19 protein-coding genes and 4 pseudogenes are annotated in these 15,918 nt (G+C 68.9%); 12 read left to right on the forward strand and 11 right to left on the reverse strand.

The window, feature by feature from the left end:
- The 5 genes and pseudogenes from IE271_RS42465 to IE271_RS42470 all read left to right on the forward strand — a co-directional run.
- Positions 1–230: pseudogene (locus tag IE271_RS42465) on the forward strand (hypothetical protein); the annotation flags it as partial.
- Positions 231–954: 724 nt separating this feature from the next.
- The gene (locus IE271_RS32035; RefSeq protein ID WP_190194000.1) at positions 955–1,374 is read left to right on the forward strand and encodes a hypothetical protein; all 420 of its coding nucleotides are present in this window, start codon (positions 955–957) and stop codon (positions 1,372–1,374) included.
- A gap of 31 nt (positions 1,375–1,405) precedes the next feature.
- Positions 1,406–1,753, forward strand: a complete 348-nt coding sequence (locus IE271_RS32040; protein ID WP_229919684.1) for a DUF6247 family protein — start codon at positions 1,406–1,408, stop codon at positions 1,751–1,753.
- 11 nt (positions 1,754–1,764) lie between these two features.
- On the forward strand, positions 1,765–2,073 hold the full coding sequence (locus IE271_RS32045) for a hypothetical protein (RefSeq protein ID WP_190194001.1): 309 nt from the start codon (positions 1,765–1,767) through the stop codon (positions 2,071–2,073).
- A 78-nt stretch (positions 2,074–2,151) separates the two neighbouring features.
- A pseudogene (locus tag IE271_RS42470) lies at positions 2,152–2,751 on the forward strand (Tn3 family transposase); the annotation flags it as partial.
- A 121-nt stretch (positions 2,752–2,872) separates the two neighbouring features.
- Here the strand turns inward: IE271_RS42470 and IE271_RS32055 are convergent.
- From IE271_RS32055 to IE271_RS32065, 3 genes are all read right to left on the reverse strand, one after another.
- Entirely contained in the window at positions 2,873–3,775 is a 903-nt protein-coding gene (locus IE271_RS32055; protein WP_190194002.1) for an SDR family oxidoreductase, read from the reverse strand.
- A gap of 110 nt (positions 3,776–3,885) precedes the next feature.
- Positions 3,886–4,872, reverse strand: a complete 987-nt coding sequence (locus tag IE271_RS32060; protein WP_190194003.1) for an SDR family NAD(P)-dependent oxidoreductase — start codon at positions 4,870–4,872, stop codon at positions 3,886–3,888.
- Between the two features lie 200 nt (positions 4,873–5,072).
- Entirely contained in the window at positions 5,073–6,041 is a 969-nt protein-coding gene (locus tag IE271_RS32065) for an alpha/beta hydrolase family protein (RefSeq protein ID WP_190194004.1), read from the reverse strand.
- A 185-nt stretch (positions 6,042–6,226) separates the two neighbouring features.
- On the opposite strand from IE271_RS32065, the gene IE271_RS32070 reads away from it, so the two are divergent.
- The gene (locus IE271_RS32070) at positions 6,227–6,823 is read left to right on the forward strand and encodes a TetR/AcrR family transcriptional regulator (protein ID WP_190194005.1); all 597 of its coding nucleotides are present in this window, start codon (positions 6,227–6,229) and stop codon (positions 6,821–6,823) included.
- A gap of 377 nt (positions 6,824–7,200) precedes the next feature.
- On the opposite strand, the gene IE271_RS32075 is transcribed toward IE271_RS32070, so the two are convergent.
- From IE271_RS32075 to IE271_RS32095, 6 genes and pseudogenes are all read right to left on the reverse strand, one after another.
- Positions 7,201–7,398 carry a hypothetical protein gene (locus tag IE271_RS32075; RefSeq protein ID WP_190194006.1) on the reverse strand — a complete coding sequence of 66 codons (198 nt, stop codon included), beginning with the start codon at positions 7,396–7,398 and terminating at the stop codon, positions 7,201–7,203.
- Between the two features lie 28 nt (positions 7,399–7,426).
- On the reverse strand, positions 7,427–7,807 hold the full coding sequence (locus IE271_RS32080; RefSeq protein ID WP_190194007.1) for a DDE-type integrase/transposase/recombinase: 381 nt from the start codon (positions 7,805–7,807) through the stop codon (positions 7,427–7,429).
- Positions 7,756–7,947, reverse strand: coding sequence for an IS3 family transposase (locus IE271_RS44055; RefSeq protein ID WP_373308874.1), 192 nt, complete (start codon positions 7,945–7,947; stop codon positions 7,756–7,758). Before IE271_RS44055 ends, IE271_RS32080 begins: the two co-directional genes overlap by 52 nt.
- Before the next feature lie 519 nt (positions 7,948–8,466).
- Positions 8,467–8,714 (reverse strand): annotated as a pseudogene (locus IE271_RS44385) (ISL3 family transposase); the annotation flags it as partial.
- Positions 8,648–8,998 carry a hypothetical protein gene (locus tag IE271_RS32090; protein WP_190194009.1) on the reverse strand — a complete coding sequence of 117 codons (351 nt, stop codon included), beginning with the start codon at positions 8,996–8,998 and terminating at the stop codon, positions 8,648–8,650. The pseudogene IE271_RS44385 and the gene IE271_RS32090, both read right to left, overlap by 67 nt.
- Positions 8,999–9,099: 101 nt before the next feature.
- Complete coding sequence (locus IE271_RS32095) at positions 9,100–9,969, reverse strand: helix-turn-helix transcriptional regulator (protein WP_190194010.1); 870 nt, start codon at positions 9,967–9,969, stop codon at positions 9,100–9,102.
- Positions 9,970–10,070: 101 nt separating this feature from the next.
- Here IE271_RS32095 and IE271_RS32100 point away from each other — a divergent pair, with 101 nt between their 5' ends.
- The 3 genes from IE271_RS32100 to IE271_RS32110 all read left to right on the forward strand — a co-directional run bounded on the left by IE271_RS32100 (position 10,071) and on the right by IE271_RS32110 (position 12,568).
- Positions 10,071–10,349: a hypothetical protein gene (locus IE271_RS32100; RefSeq protein ID WP_190194011.1), complete on the forward strand. Its 279-nt coding sequence runs from the start codon at positions 10,071–10,073 to the stop codon at positions 10,347–10,349.
- 59 nt (positions 10,350–10,408) lie between these two features.
- On the forward strand, positions 10,409–11,377 hold the full coding sequence (locus IE271_RS32105; protein ID WP_190194012.1) for an alpha/beta hydrolase: 969 nt from the start codon (positions 10,409–10,411) through the stop codon (positions 11,375–11,377).
- 105 nt (positions 11,378–11,482) lie between these two features.
- A complete protein-coding gene (locus IE271_RS32110; protein WP_190194013.1) occupies positions 11,483–12,568 on the forward strand; it encodes a Gfo/Idh/MocA family protein in 1,086 nt (361 codons plus the stop codon).
- A gap of 100 nt (positions 12,569–12,668) precedes the next feature.
- Here the strand turns inward: IE271_RS32110 and IE271_RS32115 are convergent, their stop codons facing one another.
- Both IE271_RS32115 and IE271_RS44060 read right to left on the reverse strand, forming a co-directional pair.
- Positions 12,669–13,178 (reverse strand): hypothetical protein, encoded by a 510-nt coding sequence (locus IE271_RS32115; RefSeq protein ID WP_229919686.1) that lies wholly within the window; start codon positions 13,176–13,178, stop codon positions 12,669–12,671.
- Positions 13,179–13,378: 200 nt separating this feature from the next.
- Positions 13,379–13,627, reverse strand: coding sequence for a transposase (locus tag IE271_RS44060; protein ID WP_190194015.1), 249 nt, complete (start codon positions 13,625–13,627; stop codon positions 13,379–13,381).
- 47 nt (positions 13,628–13,674) lie between these two features.
- Between IE271_RS44060 and IE271_RS32125 the strand changes: the two are divergent.
- The 3 genes and pseudogenes from IE271_RS32125 to IE271_RS32135 form a co-directional block, all read left to right on the forward strand.
- Positions 13,675–13,803, forward strand: a pseudogene (locus tag IE271_RS32125) (IS5/IS1182 family transposase); the annotation flags it as partial.
- A gap of 107 nt (positions 13,804–13,910) precedes the next feature.
- Positions 13,911–14,210 carry a MerR family transcriptional regulator gene (locus tag IE271_RS32130; RefSeq protein WP_229919687.1) on the forward strand — a complete coding sequence of 100 codons (300 nt, stop codon included), beginning with the start codon at positions 13,911–13,913 and terminating at the stop codon, positions 14,208–14,210.
- A 329-nt stretch (positions 14,211–14,539) separates the two neighbouring features.
- Positions 14,540–15,814 (forward strand): PucR family transcriptional regulator, encoded by a 1,275-nt coding sequence (locus IE271_RS32135; RefSeq protein WP_229919688.1) that lies wholly within the window; start codon positions 14,540–14,542, stop codon positions 15,812–15,814.
- Positions 15,815–15,918 lie beyond the last annotated feature (104 nt).

Genomic DNA, 15,918 nt, shown 5'->3' on the forward strand with positions numbered 1-15,918 from the left:
ACCGGCACCTGTCGAGGGCGCTGGCCGACGCCACCGCCATCTCCCTGGTCCAGCAGGCATCCCTGGACCACCACCGCACCGTCAACCGCCAACTCCAACGCGCCCTGGTCGCGACCTGCCCGCTGATGCCGCTCTGCACGGCCTGTGACGTACACGAGGGGCGTAGCGACCGCCCTGCGGGGCACGATGAGCTGCACCAGGTATGCCCCACCACAGGGGACCCTGGCTGACGGCGATCACCCCGGGTCTGGAAAAGAGTGGGAGCGCCTGCCCGGCCGCCGCACCCAGGCACAGAGCGTTGGGCAGGGAGATAACCACCGTGGGTCCAGTCCGTGCCGTCGCAAGGGGCCGGATCTGCACCTTCGGCCCGAGACGTCTGCCCTCCCGCGAGCCGCAAAGCGAGTGGCGAAGGCCGGCCGAGGCGACCTCACCGCCTTCACGCTCCCGCCGCGCGGCTGTGAACACCACTCGATGGACGTGACCGTGTCGGCTACGGCATCCGGACCGCCCCGCAGCAGACGCCGCCCTCGTGCACGGCATGCCCAGAGCAGGCGATCGCGTCTGTGCCGTGCGCAGGAACTGGAAGAGGTAGACCAAACTCCTGCACATGGTGCGGGCCCGACCGGACTGTGCGAACCAGACCTGGTGGATGCCTTTACCGGCAGGCGATGTCCGACTGTTACGGCTGCATCACCCGGCCCGCCACTGTTATACGGGCAGGCTCGGAGGCGTCGTCGCCGTGCGATCAGATCTACTGTTGTTCCTGCTTTCGTCCTTGGTCAGGTGACTGTTCCCCGCGGTCGTCAGGGGCCCTTCTGGGTGGCTGCCCACCTGGTTCGTGAGGAGGCGGGGGAGCGGGGTCTCCCACTCCTGCCGCACGCGCAATAATATACCGATGGAATCCGTAGTACCGTTTCTATAGGTAGTAGTGCATCGTGACGACAGGAGCCCGGGATGCCGGCAGCAGGTGAAAGTGAGCGCGCTCCCAACATTGCCAAGGATGTGTGGGATGCCGCCGGGATCCGCGCCAAGTCGGAGGGGCTGCCCCTGATCTGGATCATGAGCCGCGCCTTGGCAGAGTACGCCGCCGGCACTCTTTCCCTGTCTCGTACTGCCACCGGGGCGCGGGCGGGCAGTCGGCGTGGCCGCAGCATCTTCGCGACCGACGCGGTGTGGTCCGGTGCCGACGAGCAGCGGGCGAAGGACCGGATCCGGTCCATGTCCGCACTCTGCGAGATCCTTCTGGACGCCTACGCCCGCGGCGAGATCCACCCCTACGCCCGTATGGTCACCACCGCCCAGCGCGACGCCCTCGCCGCGCCGTCCACACCCGACGGCGCCACACCCGGCCCGTCCCTGCCCGCAGCCGCATGACCTCTGTGGCCACCACGAAGGAGTCCGCTCGATGACCGCCTCCACCGTCGGCATGCGGGGATCCGTGCCTCCCATGCCCGAACGCACCCCCAAGGCGCTGCGCGCCGCCATCGCACGGCACACCCCCAAACTTCTGCCCGACTTCGACCGCAACTGGCGCGAGAAGATCGCCGACGCCTACGACCTGGCCCCCGTCCCCGCCTTCATGACCCGCTGGTGGGCCGAGTTCGCCCTCGCCCGCGACCCCCGGCTGGAGGCCGAAGTCCACCGCCTCGAGGACGAGGCCGCCCGGGCCACGGACAACGCACACGCCAAAAACTGCATCGAGGAGGCCGGACGGCTGCGCCGCGAGGCGAGCAAGGCGGAACCCGGCCAGTGACATTCCCCTTCATGGGCCCTCCCTGGCAGGCCGACTGGACCAAGGAGGCGGAAGACAACAGAAACGCCCTTCCCGCACCGGCCCGCGCCCTGGTCGACGCCGCCCGCGCCGAACTCGTCACCGCCAAGGACCCCTACTTCCGGGGCATCGACACCGCCGCAGACCTTCCCACCGGCATGAGCGTCGAACCCGTTCAGTCCACCCGCCCCGGCGGAGCCCACGTCATCTACTTCGACCACGGCCGCGGATGGCTGCGCTACCTCTTCACACCCCGCACGGCCGACCCCCAGATCATCATCGACGAGTGCATCTGGCAGTAGACCGACACACGCGCACTCTCTCCCGGCACGGATGCGCCTGAACGCCCGCCGCGCCTGGGAACGCTTTGGCCGACAAGAACCGACGCCGAGATCGAGTCGAACTACGTCGACACCCACGGCGTCAGCGTGGTCGGCCTCGCCTTCACCGAGCTGCTGAACTTCCGGCTGCTGCCCCGGCTGAAGAACATCGGCAGCATCCGCCTGTACCGCCCGGACGACACTCCGCCCGGCTGGCCGGCCCTCGGCGCTTCCCTGACCCGGCCGGTCAAGTGGGACCTGATCGCCCAGCAGTACGACCAGATGGTCAAGTACGCCACCGCGCTCCGCCCGGGCACAGCGGAGGCCGAGCAGGTGCTGCGTCGCTTCACCCGAGGCGGACCCAAACACCCCACCTACGCCGCGCTCGAAGAACTCGGTCGCGCGGTCCGCACCGTCTTCGCCTGCGACTACCTCGCCAGCCCGGAGCTGCGCCGCCACGCCCTGAACGAGGTCTCCAGGAAAGTAACTCAGGCGCCCGGCGCCGCCGTGCTCACCATCGCGCAGCCGGACGGCACCGTGCTGGGCCAGTTCACCGCCGACGTCCAGGACGCGGACATTCTCACCCGGCGCCTTCACGAGCTGGACGTCGACCGGTACGGCCAGATCGCCAGCGACGACCTCAAGCGCCTCATGCCCTGAAACCGCGGCCGCCGGTCAGCCGCTCCTGACCGTGCGGGGTGCCGCGAACTGGCGGGCGGGGCGGCCGGTGTACGTCTCGACCAGGGCCGCGGTGGTCGCCGCGGTACGACTTTCGGTGGTGTCAGGACGGGTAGTTACCCGCGGCGAGCTCGGCGAGCAGGCCTGGTTCGGACGGGGCCCAGCCGAGGCGCTCACGCGTGAGCGTGCTGGATGCGGGGAAGTCCCCGCCGGTGAGTCGTGCGAACCCGCCGAAGTGGTCGGATGCCGCGTCTGCGTCGAGTGACCTGGTGGGGACGCCGAGGATGGTTGCGATTCCTTCGGCGATGTCACGGAAGGCCACACCCTCTTCGGCGACTCCGTGCAGGACTGTGCCAGCGGTTGCTTTTTCGAAGGCGAGCCGGAAGAGGGCCGCGGCGTCATTGCGGTGCACCGCGGGCCAGCGATTGTCCCCCGCTCCCACGTAGGCCGACTGTCCGGTTCGACGGGCGAGCGTGATGAGCTGGGGGATGAACCCGGTATCGCCTGTGCCGTGGACCGTCGGGGGAAGGCGGACAACGGACGAGCGTACCCCGTGCTCGGCGAGACCGAGGATATGATCGACTGCCTCGATGCGCTTACCCGCAGGCCCGTGTGCGACTGCTTGGTCGGTTTCTGCTGCTACCTGACCCTCGGGGAGACCTGCGAGGCCGACGGCCATGACGAAAGGCCGCTGGGTCCCGGCCAGGGCTTCACCCATTGCCGTCACGGCCTTGTACTCCGTCTCGGCCGCACCGGCTGGGTCCGTGGTGAACGCAACGTCGTGGCGGTATGCGAGGTGGATCACCCCGCCGCTTGCGTCAGCGGCACGGCGCAGCGATTCGGGGTCCTGGAGGTCTCCCCGGACAGGCTCAGCGCCGAGTGCTCGCACTACGTCTGCGGCAGTGTCGGACCGCGTCGTTGCGGTGACTCGATGGCCTGCGGCGATGAGTGGGGGGACGAGAGCCGAGCCGATCCAGCCGGTGGCACCGGTGACAAGAATGTGCATTGTTTCCTCGCGATAGTTGAAAATCCGGCCGATGAGTTCGCGGTCCCCAGGGAGCGGGGCCGTTGACGTCGGTGAAGGTCCCAGTGGGCTCCACCAGTTGCACAGAGGGTTCAGTGCTTGAGCAGTTGAAGGCTCAGCTCCCACAGGCGCTGGGCGGAGTCCGGATCGATGGAGTGCGACGCCACGTCGGCCGGGATGCTGTCCGCCGTGACCAGCTTGTCCTCATCGTCGAGGGGCGAGATGTCGCTGTCCTTGAGGTAGACGCCGCCGATCTCGTCCAGGAGAGGGCTGGCGGCCCCGAACACGAGGGTGGCGGCGCCCTGCTGCGGGGTCTTCTTGCCCGCCTCGGGGTCGATGATCGGGTGACCGGACTCGTCGACGAGCCCTTGCTCGCGCAGCGCGTCCGGGCCCACCGCACTGTTCAGGGCGGTACCGACGACGACGCCCGGGTGCGTGGCGTAGCCGCGGATCTGGTCCTTGGCCCAGCGGCGGTCCAGTTCGACGGCGAAGAGCACGTTGGCGACCTTGGACTGTGCGTAGGCTGCGCCGGGGTGGTAGCCGCCTGCGAAATGCGGGTCGTCCCAGTGGATGTCGCCGAACCGCTGGGCGCCGGAGGTGACGTTGACGACGCGGGCGCCGTGGGCGGCGCGCAGAGCGGGCAGCAGACCGAGGGTGAGCTGGAAGTGACCCAGATGGTTGGTCGCGAACTGGACTTCATAGCCCCGGGCGTCTTGTACGAGCTCTGCGGGAGCTGGTGCGCCTGCGGAGTTGAGCAGGATGTGCAGGGGGCGCTCGGAGGCCAGCCAGCGGTCCGCGAAGGCGTCGATCGACGCGGGGTCGATCAGGTCCAGCTGGCTGACCTCGACGCCGTCGAGGCCGGATGCGTCCAGTGCCGCGCGGGCGCGGTCAGGGGTGCGGGCGCCCACCGTGACGGACGCACCGGCTTTGCTCAGAGCGCGCGTGGCCTCCAGGCCGATGCCGGCATGGCCCCCTGTGATGATGACGTTCTTGCCCGTCAGGTCGACGCCGGCGAGGACGTCGTCGGCCGTGGATGCGGCGGTGAATCCTGACCCGATGGGGTGCTGTAGTTGTGTCATGCGGCTGGCCTTCCTGCTGTGCTGGACGTTGCGTGCTTCCTCGGAGGGATGCGGTGGGGCTGCGGCACCGCACCCCTCACCGCGATGGCTCGGCTGTCTCGTTCGGCATTTCGGCCAGGGGCACAGGCTCATCCCGGTGCCGCATTCGGGAACGGCCATTTCGTTACCGCAGGTCTGCCGCAGAGACGGTCTGCGTGGTCCTACTTGGATTCGACGCGGCCGAAGGCGTCAGGGCCTGTGGTCAGAGCGGCCTGCGCCGTCTGCCAGGCGGTGTCGCCGGAGTCGAAGGCGGTGCGGAGGTAGGCGGCGGTGAGTTCGGCGACCGCGGCGACCCGGTCGGGGCTCTCGTCCGTGGTCTCGACGCTGTCGTGGCCCTGGATCCCGCCGAAGAGGTGCTCACCGTTGAAGACGGTCAGCAGGCTCTTCGGGCCGGGGGCGAGGTGGTACGGGTCGGCATGCCAGTCCGGACCCATGGTCGTCCAGTGCTGGGAGTCGTCCTTGTCGCCGGCGACGACCAGCGCGGGCGTGGTCATCGTGGTGAGGTCCATAGTGCGGAAGACCGGCACCCGGTCGGCCGCGAACCCGTTGAAGGTGTCGCCGCCCCGGCCGGCCGCGCCGATCAGCACGCCCTGCGTGATCCGCGGCTCCAGCAGGTTCACCTCCTCCTGCGTGTCGAGGTCGGTGATCCGGGCGCCGAGGAGGAGTTCGGCGGTGAAGCCGCCGAGAGAGTGACCGGCCACAGCGACCTTGCTGCGGTCCATGCGCCCGGCAAGCTGCGGCACGGCCCGCTCGATCTCATCGAGCCGGTCGAGGATGCTGGTCATGTCCTCGGCGCGTGAGCGCCAGAACAGCGGCGCTTCGGGCCGGTCGCCGACCTGGTGGCTCAGCCTGGGCGCACTGAGGTGGTTGGGCTGGATCACGACGAAGCCGCGGGCCGCCCAGACCTTGGCGAGGGGCAGGTAGCCGTCGAGCGAGGACAGTCCGTAGGCCCCTCCGTGGCCGTGCGAGAGGAGGACGATCGGCAGATCAGTACCGGTCAGAGGCGCGGAGACCCGGACTTCGAGGTCCAGGGGGCGCCCGGGCACGGACAGCGTGATGGGGCTGACCGACATCACGGGCGGCGAGGACAGGTGCAGGTAGGTGTCGGCGACGGAAGTCCACTCAGGCATGGCACAAGCTCCTTCGGAGAGTCGCCGCACACCGAGCGGTACGCGACATGAAAGCAGTCAGGGGTGTCCGGGTCGGCTAAGCTGGGACCGAAACGGAACCTTGCTCCATTTCACAATACGGAACGCCGCTCCGCATCGCAAGCGAAGTGTCGCTCCGCATCGGAGGTATACGGAAGGACAATGCGGTGACCACTACGGGTAAGCCCCGATCGGATGCGGCCCAGAGCACGCGGGCTGATGCGGTCCGCAGCCGGCAGAAGCTGCTTGCCGCCGCTGGGGAGGTGTTCGTGGAGTCAGGCGTCGACGCGCCTGTCCGTGAGATCGCGGCCAGAGCTGGCGTCGGCATGGGGACCCTCTACCGCCACTTCCCGACGCGGGCGGACCTCATCGTCGCCGTCTTCCGCCATCAGGTCGAGGAGTGTGCCAACGCGGGCCCGCAGCTGCTCGCGAACACCGACTCTCCGTTCGCGGCACTGCGGCAGTGGATCGACCTCTTCGTCGACTTCCTGGTCACCAAGCACGGACTGGCTCATGCCGTGCAGCCCGACAGCAGTGGCTTCAGCGCACTGCACACGTTCTTTCTCGACCGCCTGCTGCCCGTGGCCGAAGAACTGCTCGACGCTGCGGTTGAGGCAGGAGAGAGCCGTACCGACATCCAGCCTTACGAACTCATGCGTGGCATCGGCAACCTCTGCATCGCGCCCGACCAAGACCCCCGCTATGACCCGCGTCGGCTGATCGATCTGCTCCTCCTCGGAATCCAGCAACCGAAGACATCCTGAGATCGCCAGATACCGAGACAGCTTCGGCGGCATCCCGCACTGGCACGGTTCCGCACGCCGACGTCAGCAGGCTGTGCATGCCGGTGCGCGCGTGCCCACAAGGGGCCCAACCGCTCTGACGGAGTGCTGGCCCGCAGCCGACCTCCACCACCCATTGCCGCGCCCTCGATCTGCTTGCGGACGGTTTCGGCCCGGGCTTCAACGGCCCGCTGCTCGTCGTCGACGGTACCCAGGCCGCCGCCGAGTGCGTCCGTGTCGGGTCATGTCCCCTGTGGTGGTGCAGCGGTGGGATGAACTTTCCCCGTGATGCCGGACACTTGATGCTTACGCCGTGAGGATGTGTCCTTGTTCGTGCCGCTGCCGGATCTCCAGTGGGGTCAGAGGTAGCCCCGAGCCGGGTGTTCCCGCGGGCGTCTGCGGTTGTAGAAGGTTTCGATGAAGGCGAGGATCTCGGCGCGGGCGGTGGCCCGGTCGGGCCGGCGGCGGGTGCCGATCTCTTCTTTCAGCACCGCGAAGAAGGACTCGGCGGCGGCGTTGATCCTTGCGGGATCCGGTACGTAGAGTCTGACAGTCAAAGCATGAGCCGGGTCGTCCCATGCCCCGTCACAGCCCCAACCGGCGTATCGCACGGCGGAGTTCACCGGAGGTGTACTCCGACCCGCTGTCGGAATATGTGATGCAGCCGGGCTGGAGGCGGCCGCGGCCGGCGGCCATCACCAGCGCGTCGACGACCAGGGACGCCCGGTGCTGGTCGGCCATCGAATAGCCGACGATCTCGCGGGTGGCCAGGTCCAGCCAGGTCGCCGGATACAGCCGGGCCTCATCGATGGGGATGAAGGTCATGTCGCCGACCAGCCGCAGACCGGGAGCGGGGGCGGTGAAGTCCCGGCCGAGCAGATCGGCCGCGGGCACCGCCTTCTTCGCCGGTCGGGTCAGGCCCCGGCGCCTGCGCCGGGTGACCCCGGCGATGCCACGCTCGCGCATGACCCGTTCCCCCTGCCCCGCACGCGGGGGCACCCCCAGTGGTTGACCCGGTGGCCGAGGCGGCGCAGTTCGGCGTGGATGCGCGGCACTCCGTAGGTGTGCCGGGAGGCGATGTGCAGCACGGTGATCTCGTGGGCCAGGGCGTCGTCGGCGGCCCGCCTCGCCCGGCGTTCCTGTTCGCCGGCCTGCCAGGCGTAGAACCACGATGCCGATCGCCGGGAGCAGCCGGTGGAGAAGTGGCGTGCGCCCTTGGTATCGCTGGGTCAGCTCCTCGACCTGCTCGGCGAACGTCACACGCTCACAACGGGAGTTGTCGCGGAACAGGCGCCGCACCTCCAGATCGATCACGACCATGCGCCCGCCGACCGCCCCGCCGGCCAACGTCCGCCCGTATCCGCTGTGGCGGCGTCTGGATCGTGCCCCGCAGTCCGGGCACGTCACCGCCGCCTCGCTGCGGGTACGCGCCAGGATGCGCAACACCCCGCTCTCCATGCTCACTTGCTCCATCAGTACCCCGGCCAGGTGCGGCAGCAGGGACTTCAGCACATCCCCACACGCCTCGAGTGTCCTCGCTCCATTCACGGAGCGTCACGGGCGCACGGGAGCATCGACCGGCTTCACGGAAATCTTGGATGAGCCGCTTGTCACGACCGACGTCAACGGTGCCTGCGCGCCGGAGCGAAGTCGTCCACCCCCACGGCCTCGGGGACCTCCCTCTTCGGCAGGGGTATGTTCATCAGCACGCGCAGGGCCGTGTGCCGCGACATCCTTACGGGCAGCGCCGTCAGCACCCGCACCGCCGCCCGGCCGCCTCTTTGACCAGCACTCGCACCTGTGCCGTCAGCCGTGAGGTGCGGCGCTGGTAACGCTCGATGAGACCGGGCACCTGCTCACGAAACGTCCGCCGGGACACACCATGGACGCGCAGGCGAGCCGGCGTATGCGGACCTCGATCACCACGCTTCGCGCATCCACCGGCACTTCCGCCGGACGACGCACGTGACAGCCGTGCACCTGCGCCGTCGACCGAACGCGGTCCGGGCAGCCAACCGGCAGACCGGACGTACGCGCCCGCACCACGATGCCGTCGCACTCCGCCTCCACCGACTCGATGACCAGCGCAGACAGCCCTGAAAACGCCATGCTGGCAAAGGAGTTCACGAGCAACATGATCTTCACGATGCTCGTCACGCTCGGTTACCACCGGATGTGCGCCGGACCCGTCGAATTGGCACACCCAGCCCGCGTCGCGACGTCTGGCGGCCTGTTTTCTCCAGTCCATCGGGACGGCCTCATACACGGGCGGCTTGCAGCGCGCAGCTGCTGAGCAGGGGGAGGACGCGCGCAGTGGGTGAGTCGGGCTCGACCGTGTAGATCACCAGTTGTTGGTCGGAGTTCTGGGGAAGCGTCACCGCTTCGACACCGAACTCGAGCGGCCCCCCTGTCGGGTGCGCGATGCGCTTGGTGACCGATGTGCGGTCGGTGACTCCCTGGTCGTGCCACCACCGGTCGACGTGGGGTTCTTGGGCGCGCAGGTCTTCGATCAGCGCAGCGAGCGCACGGTCGTGCGGGTGCCGGCCGAGCTCGTAGCGCAGCGCGCCCACGGCGGCGCTCGCGTAGTCGGCCCAGTTGACGATACGCGCACGGGCGGCTCCGTCAAGCAGGAGCCACCGCGCAAAGGACGTTCCTGGTTCGAACGTCCCACCCAGGGTTTCCGCGAGCAGTGCGTTGGTGGCCAGTACGTCCAAGCGCCGTCCCAGCAGGAGCGTCGGCAGGTGGTCCAGTGCGGTCATCACGCGCAGGAGTCCCGGTTCCGGCTGCTGCGGGCGGTCCCAGCCGCCGCGGGGGGATCTGAGGCCGGCCAGGGATCGCAGGTGTTTGCGCTCGACGTCGGTGAGGTTCAGGGCCCGCGCCAGTGCCTCGCACAGGTCGTCGCTCAAAGTGCGCTGGCGCCCCTGTTCCAGACGGCTGTAGTGGTCCGGGCTGATGCTTGCCAGGCCGGCGACCTCCTCCTTGCGCAGCCCCGGCACACGCCGGAGGCCGGGCACGGGGCGGATCCCGGCCTGTGCGGGAGTGAGCCGGTCCCGGCGGGAGCGGAGAAAGGCTCCCAGGGCCGGGTTGGGCCTGGTCCGTCGGTCTGTCGTCGGGTGCTGGTCGTGCATCACTTCATTCGATCAGACCGCTGCGCGTTGTGCCTGGTCATGCGAAGACCAGGCACGGCTCGGTCTGGTTGCTCCGCGGGGACGGACGTAGCGTCGCCGGCATGAGCACTTCGAGCACGGCGCTGGTCACCGGCTCCACTGCGGTACCGGTGCGGCGGTGGCGTGCGCTCTCGCCGCTGCGGGCCGCCGGTATCCCCGCCGAGCGTGCCAGCGACCCCGGAGAGGCCGCCGCCACCGTCAGCCGGCTCGTCTCCCACGCAGCAGGCGCCGTCCACGGCGGCGAGATCTCCTTCGACGGCGGCATCAGCTCCGCACGACCGTGCCGAGGGCCGGTGGTCCCGGGCACACGTCCGGACACCTGCCGCCCGTACCCGTCATAGTGGCTGTCCGGCGAAACCCGCTCCGGATACCGCAATCCCGCAACACCACAGGAAGTCCCATGACCGACACTCCTGCCCGCCCACCCTTCGATCCCGAGCTCCAGGCCGTCCTCGACCTCCTCAGGGATCAGCTGCCGGTCGGGTTCACTGCCGAGATGATCCCGCTCGCCCGGCAGGCCGCGAGGGCCGACGCCTCCGTCGACGATGTCCTCGCGGAAGCGAGCGTCTCGCGACGCGATGTCACGATCCCCGGGTACGAGGGGGCCGACATCGTCGTATCGGTCCTCGCCCGGGAGGACCACACGGGCCTCGGACCGGGAATCTTCCACACACACGGCGGCGGCATGATACTCGGCGATCGGTTCCTCGGACTGCCACAGATCCTGCCGTGGATCGTGGAGCACGACTCCGTGGCGGTCACCGTCGAGTACCGGCTCGCCCCCGAGTACCCCGACCCGTATCCGGTGGAGGACTGCTACGCCGGGCTTCTCTGGACCGCGGAGCACGCCGAGGAGCTCGGTATCGACCCCGAACGGTTCATCATCGCGGGTGCGAGCGCCGGCGGAGGACTCGCTGCCGGAACAGCACTGCTTGCGCGCGACCGGCAGGGTCCGCGCCTCGCGGGACAGGTCCTGATCTACCCGATGCTCGACGACCGCGACCAGACCATCTCGACGGCGCAGATCGACGGCATCGGTGCCTGGGACCGGGTGAGCAATCTGACCGGCTGGACCGCCCTGCTCGGCGACCGCCGCGGCACGACGGACGTGTCCGTCTACGCCGCCCCCGCCCGGGCGACGGACCTGTCCGGCCTGCCGCCCGCCTTCATCGACTGCGGGTCCGCCGAGGTGTTCCGCGACGAAGACGTCGCCTACGCGTCGGCGCTCTGGGAAGCCGGCGTTCAGGCAGAGCTGCATGTCTGGCCCGGAGGCTTCCACGGATTCGACGTGCTGGCATCCCATACGGCGCTCGCGCAGGCCATGACCGCAACACGAAACGCGTGGGTGGCGCGCCACATCGGAACGTGACCCGCGAGGGCTGATCCCACCGGTCCGTTCCGCAGCCCCACGCTCGGGATACCACAATGCCGTCGCCGTACGGCCAACAAGATCGACACCATCAGGAGGTCATACATGTCCCCCACGCAGTTGCGTGTAGGAATCATCGGGGCGAGCGCCCGGACGGGCTGGGCGCAGGTGTCGCACGTCCCGGCAATCCAGGCGCTCGACGGCATCACGCTGGAAGCGGTCGCTACCCGGCGGGAAGAGAGCGCACGCGAGGCAGCGGCAGCCTTCGGAGCACGGACATGGCACACCGACCCGCTCGCCATGATCCAGGACCCTGGGATCGACATCGTCACCGTGGCGGTCAAGGTCCCAGATCACCGCGACCTCGTTCTCGCAGCACTCGAAGCCGGCAAAGCCGTCTACTGCGAAGCGCCACTGGGAAGCTCCCCCGCCGAGACACAGATGCTCGCGGCGGCAGCCCGGTCAGGACACAGTGTCATCGGTCTGCAGGGCCGCTACAACCCTTCGGTGCGGCGCGCAGCCCAGATCATCGCCGAGGGCCGCATCGGACGACCGCTCAACGCGCGGGTCGTGTCGACCTCGTCCGCCTTCGGAGCAGCGAGCACCTCAGCGTACGAGTACTTCGAGAAGGAGGAGTCCGGCGCCTCCCTGCTGACGATCACCGCCGGCCACACCCTCGACCTCGTCGAGGCAATGCTCGGTGAGATCACCGAGGTGGACGCCCGCACCGAGATCCTGTGGCCGCACCCCGAACTTCTCGACACAGGTGGACAGGCACGCAGGGAAGTACCCGACCATGTCGACGTCTTGGCCTGGACCGCGACAGGGGCGGTCGTGACCGTCGACGTCGTCGGCGGTGTGCCGCCCGAGGACGCGGACTTCCGGTTCGAACTACGCGGCACCGACGGATGGCTCTCGCTCACCGGCGGTTCCCTCTACGGAGTGCAAGGCGGGGACCTCAGCCTGGCCTCCAGCATCTCCTTCGACGCTCCCGACAAGCCCGCGGCACCTGCCACCGCCGCAAGCCCCGCACTGAACGTCGCCGAGCTCTACGCATGTCTGATTCGTGACCTGCGGACGGGCGGCCGGTCCGCACCCGACTTCGCCCACGCGCGGCACAATACCGACCTGATGGCGGGCGTGTCCCGGGCCGCGAGGTCTGGGCGGCGCTGGACGTCCGCGAACAGCTGAGGAACCGTGAATCGGGAGTTCTGAACCGCTCCGGGTTTGGTCCAAGGCCGCGTAGTTAAGGCTTGCCAACGCAGGTCAAGGGGCTGGTGAAGGGCAATTGTCAGGGATCGTGCATCGGCCGCGGGCGGGTTTGCCGAGCAGTCCACGACGAGCCCAGGCGGCCAGCTGGACGCTGAAGCTGCTGACATTGGTGATACCGAGGGTCTGTGCGAGTTCGCTCGGGGTGAAGGAGCGATCCGGGGTGGCTCCGAGGAACGCGAGGACGCGGTCGATGCGGGAGCCGGTCCTCGGCCGGCAGATGGCGGATCTTGGCCGCATCGGCGCGGTCGGTCCTGGCCCGATGCTTGGGCCCGTCCGCAGCGGCGGTGTCGGGCGGCTCAGCCAGCTGCACCTCCACCCCGGCCGCCCGGCACTCCTCGACAATGAACCGCCAGCCAGTGCAGCCCTCCACCGCCGGCACCGCCGGCCGCGGCAGCTCCCGCAGCCAGGCCCGGAACCGGTCGCGCGTCGCGGGAACGATCCGTCCCCGCTGGACCTGGCCGCTGTCACTGTCAAGGCAGTCGAAGGTGATCTGCCCGCGATGGACGTCCAGTCCGCCTACGATGGCCATCACGGGGCCTCCTCACGTTCCCGAAGACAATCGCTCACCGAGCATCGTGCTCCCCTCGGAGCAATCAGCCCATGAGCTGAGGAGGCCCCTCCTGCATGTCATCTTCTTCGCCGGACCGCGACCGCATCCACGATCACCGACGTCCAGTCCAACTCGCCCCGGGCTCCCGGCCGGTCCAGCACGGCCTGATGCAGGCGCCGTCACACCCCCGCCCGGGTCCACATCGCAAACCGCCGGTGCGCAGTGGCCGAAGAGACACCGAAGCTCTCGGGCAGGTGCCGCCAGGCGCACCCGCTGGTCAGTACGTACACCACCGCGGTGAACACATCCCGCTCATCCCGCGGGGCCGTGCCCCCGCCCTGCGGACGCGCCGCGAACGCGGGAAGCAGCGGAGCCACCAGCGCCCACAACTCATCCGGCACCAACCGCTTCGACGGACCACCACTCATGGAAAGACATCATGGCGCACCGTTGGCGCCACGTGAGATACGCTCCTATGTTGCACCGGCGCATTTCTCGCACTTACGAGACCCTGCTCGCCAGCTCCGAGGCCATGATCCACGTCGCCTCGATCGACAACCTTGCCAAGCGCATAACGGACGAGACGACATCAACCTGGCGTGGGGCCTGCTGGGGCAGAAAGATCAATTCGCCTAGATCAAATGCCCTCTGGCTTGCACCTGACGTCGACGTCAGGTGCAAGCCGGACGTGGAATCGACTGAGGAGGCCGGGTGCGGATCGGGGAGGTCGCCGCGAAGGCAGGCGTCGGTGTCAGGGTGTTGCGCTCCTACGAGCAGCAGGACTTGCTGCACTCCATCCGGAGTCCGGGCGGCCGGCGCCAGGATCCGGCCGGTGCCGTCGAACGGGTCGGGCTGATCCAGCAGCTCTGCGCGGCGGGGCTGCCCAGCAGAATCGTGCGCGAGGTGTTGCCGTTCGCCGGCTCCGGTGAGGTGTCACCGCGACTGCTGGAGCTGCTCGGGCCGAACGTGACCGCCTGGATCGGCAGATGGCGGACCTGCGACAGTGCGTGACCGGATGGACGACTGCATCACCGAGGCGCATCAGCAGGGCCCGCACCGTCTCGACCCGGCTGCCGGGTTCCGGAACGGAACAGGAAGTGCGATCGGGGCAGCGTGCATGGGGCCGGCTCTCTGAGCCGGATGCGGCGCGGATCGTGGCCGACCGGGTCGATGGCCCCGTCCCGGACGGCTGCGACGGCTGGGGCGTGAACGGCCGGCCGCGCCGGGCACTCCCAGCATCTCCGCAGGGTTTCCGCGTAGTTGCAGACGCAACAAGATTCACTTCAATGTTACGTACTCAACAGTCGGTCCGTATGCACACGGTAGTAGGTTGCATACACATGAGTACCACCTCGCCTGACAGTTGCCGCGTCACCGCCTTCGCCGACTGGATCGATAGCAGTCTGGAGGAAGTCGCTGACAAGGTGTTCAGAGCCTGCGTCGAGGCCGTGCCCTCCTTCGTGATCAACGGCCCTGAGGTCGAGCGTGCGTTCCGTAGGGCGTGCTCCTCGTTCCTGTCATTCGTCAGCAGGGCCGTTTCCACGGGCGAAATCACCCACGGAGCCGTGCTTCCCCCGGAGGCGGAGCATTTGACGCGCCGGCTTCCCGCGGCGGGGATCAAGCTCGTCGATCTCGTACTCACCTACGACGTGGCGGGCAACGAGCTGCTCGACGCCTTCGGCAAGGAACTGCGCGCCGGCTCCTGGCGGCCGGAGGGCTGCGACCGCGCCGACATGCTGTCGGTGGTGATGGGCCGGCTGTTCCGGTTCCGCCAGGCCGCGCTGTCCCAGGCGATGGCGGTCTACCGCCAGGAACAGGAACTGCTGCGGCGCTGCGAGATCCCCGACATACGGGAAACCGTCCGGCAGGCGCTGACGGGCGAGCTGGGCGAAGCCGAGGCGGAACGGCGACTGGGCTACCGGATGGACACACGGCACGTCGGATTCGTGGTGTGGGGCTCCGGAGCCCCCGAAGCCGCTCTGAGGCAGGTCGCGGCGCGGTTGTGTTCCCAACTGCGTGCGGGGGCGGACCTGACGGTGCCGTCGGACGGGCATGCTCTGCACGGGTGGCTCAGCCTCCCGGACAACGCCCCCGGTGTGGACGTACTGCGGGCCCGCCTGTCCGTGCCCGAGGGCATCCGCATCAGTCTGGGTATGCCCCACCACGGCGGCAACGGCTTCCGCATCACCCATCGTGAGGCGCTGGAGACCCAGTCCCTCGCCGATCGGGCCATGCCGCAGCCCACACGTCCCGGCGCACCCGCCGAAGCCTGCAGTATCGTTTCTTTCCGCGACGTCGTCGCGCTGGTTTTCGCCAGCCGTGATGTGGAACTCGCTTCGCACTTCGTCCGCTGTCAGCTCGGCAGCCTCGTCGAGCCGCGCCACTCGGTCCTGCGCGAGACGCTGCGTGTCTGGTTCGAGGAACTCGGCAGCCCGACCCGGGCCGCCCGGCGCCTCAATGTTCACGTCAACACCCTCGTCAAGCGCCTCAACCGGGCTGCGGAGATCGTGGACCGGCCCTTGCACGCCGGTGACTTCGCCTTCCGTTTCGCCTTCGAGCTGTCCAGGATCCACCACGGAAACGGTGTGAGCGAGCCCCATGAGAGAGGCCGCTGACAGGGGCCCACTGAGGCACACGCCCGGCCGGTGACGCGGAACTCCTGGCGGGAGCAACCGCGTCATCGGCCGGGGTGCCGGCCGTGCGGGACCGGCGCGTGCTG

Source organism: Streptomyces minutiscleroticus (assembly GCF_014650875.1).
In the GTDB taxonomy this organism is placed as follows: domain Bacteria; phylum Actinomycetota; class Actinomycetes; order Streptomycetales; family Streptomycetaceae; genus Streptomyces; species Streptomyces minutiscleroticus.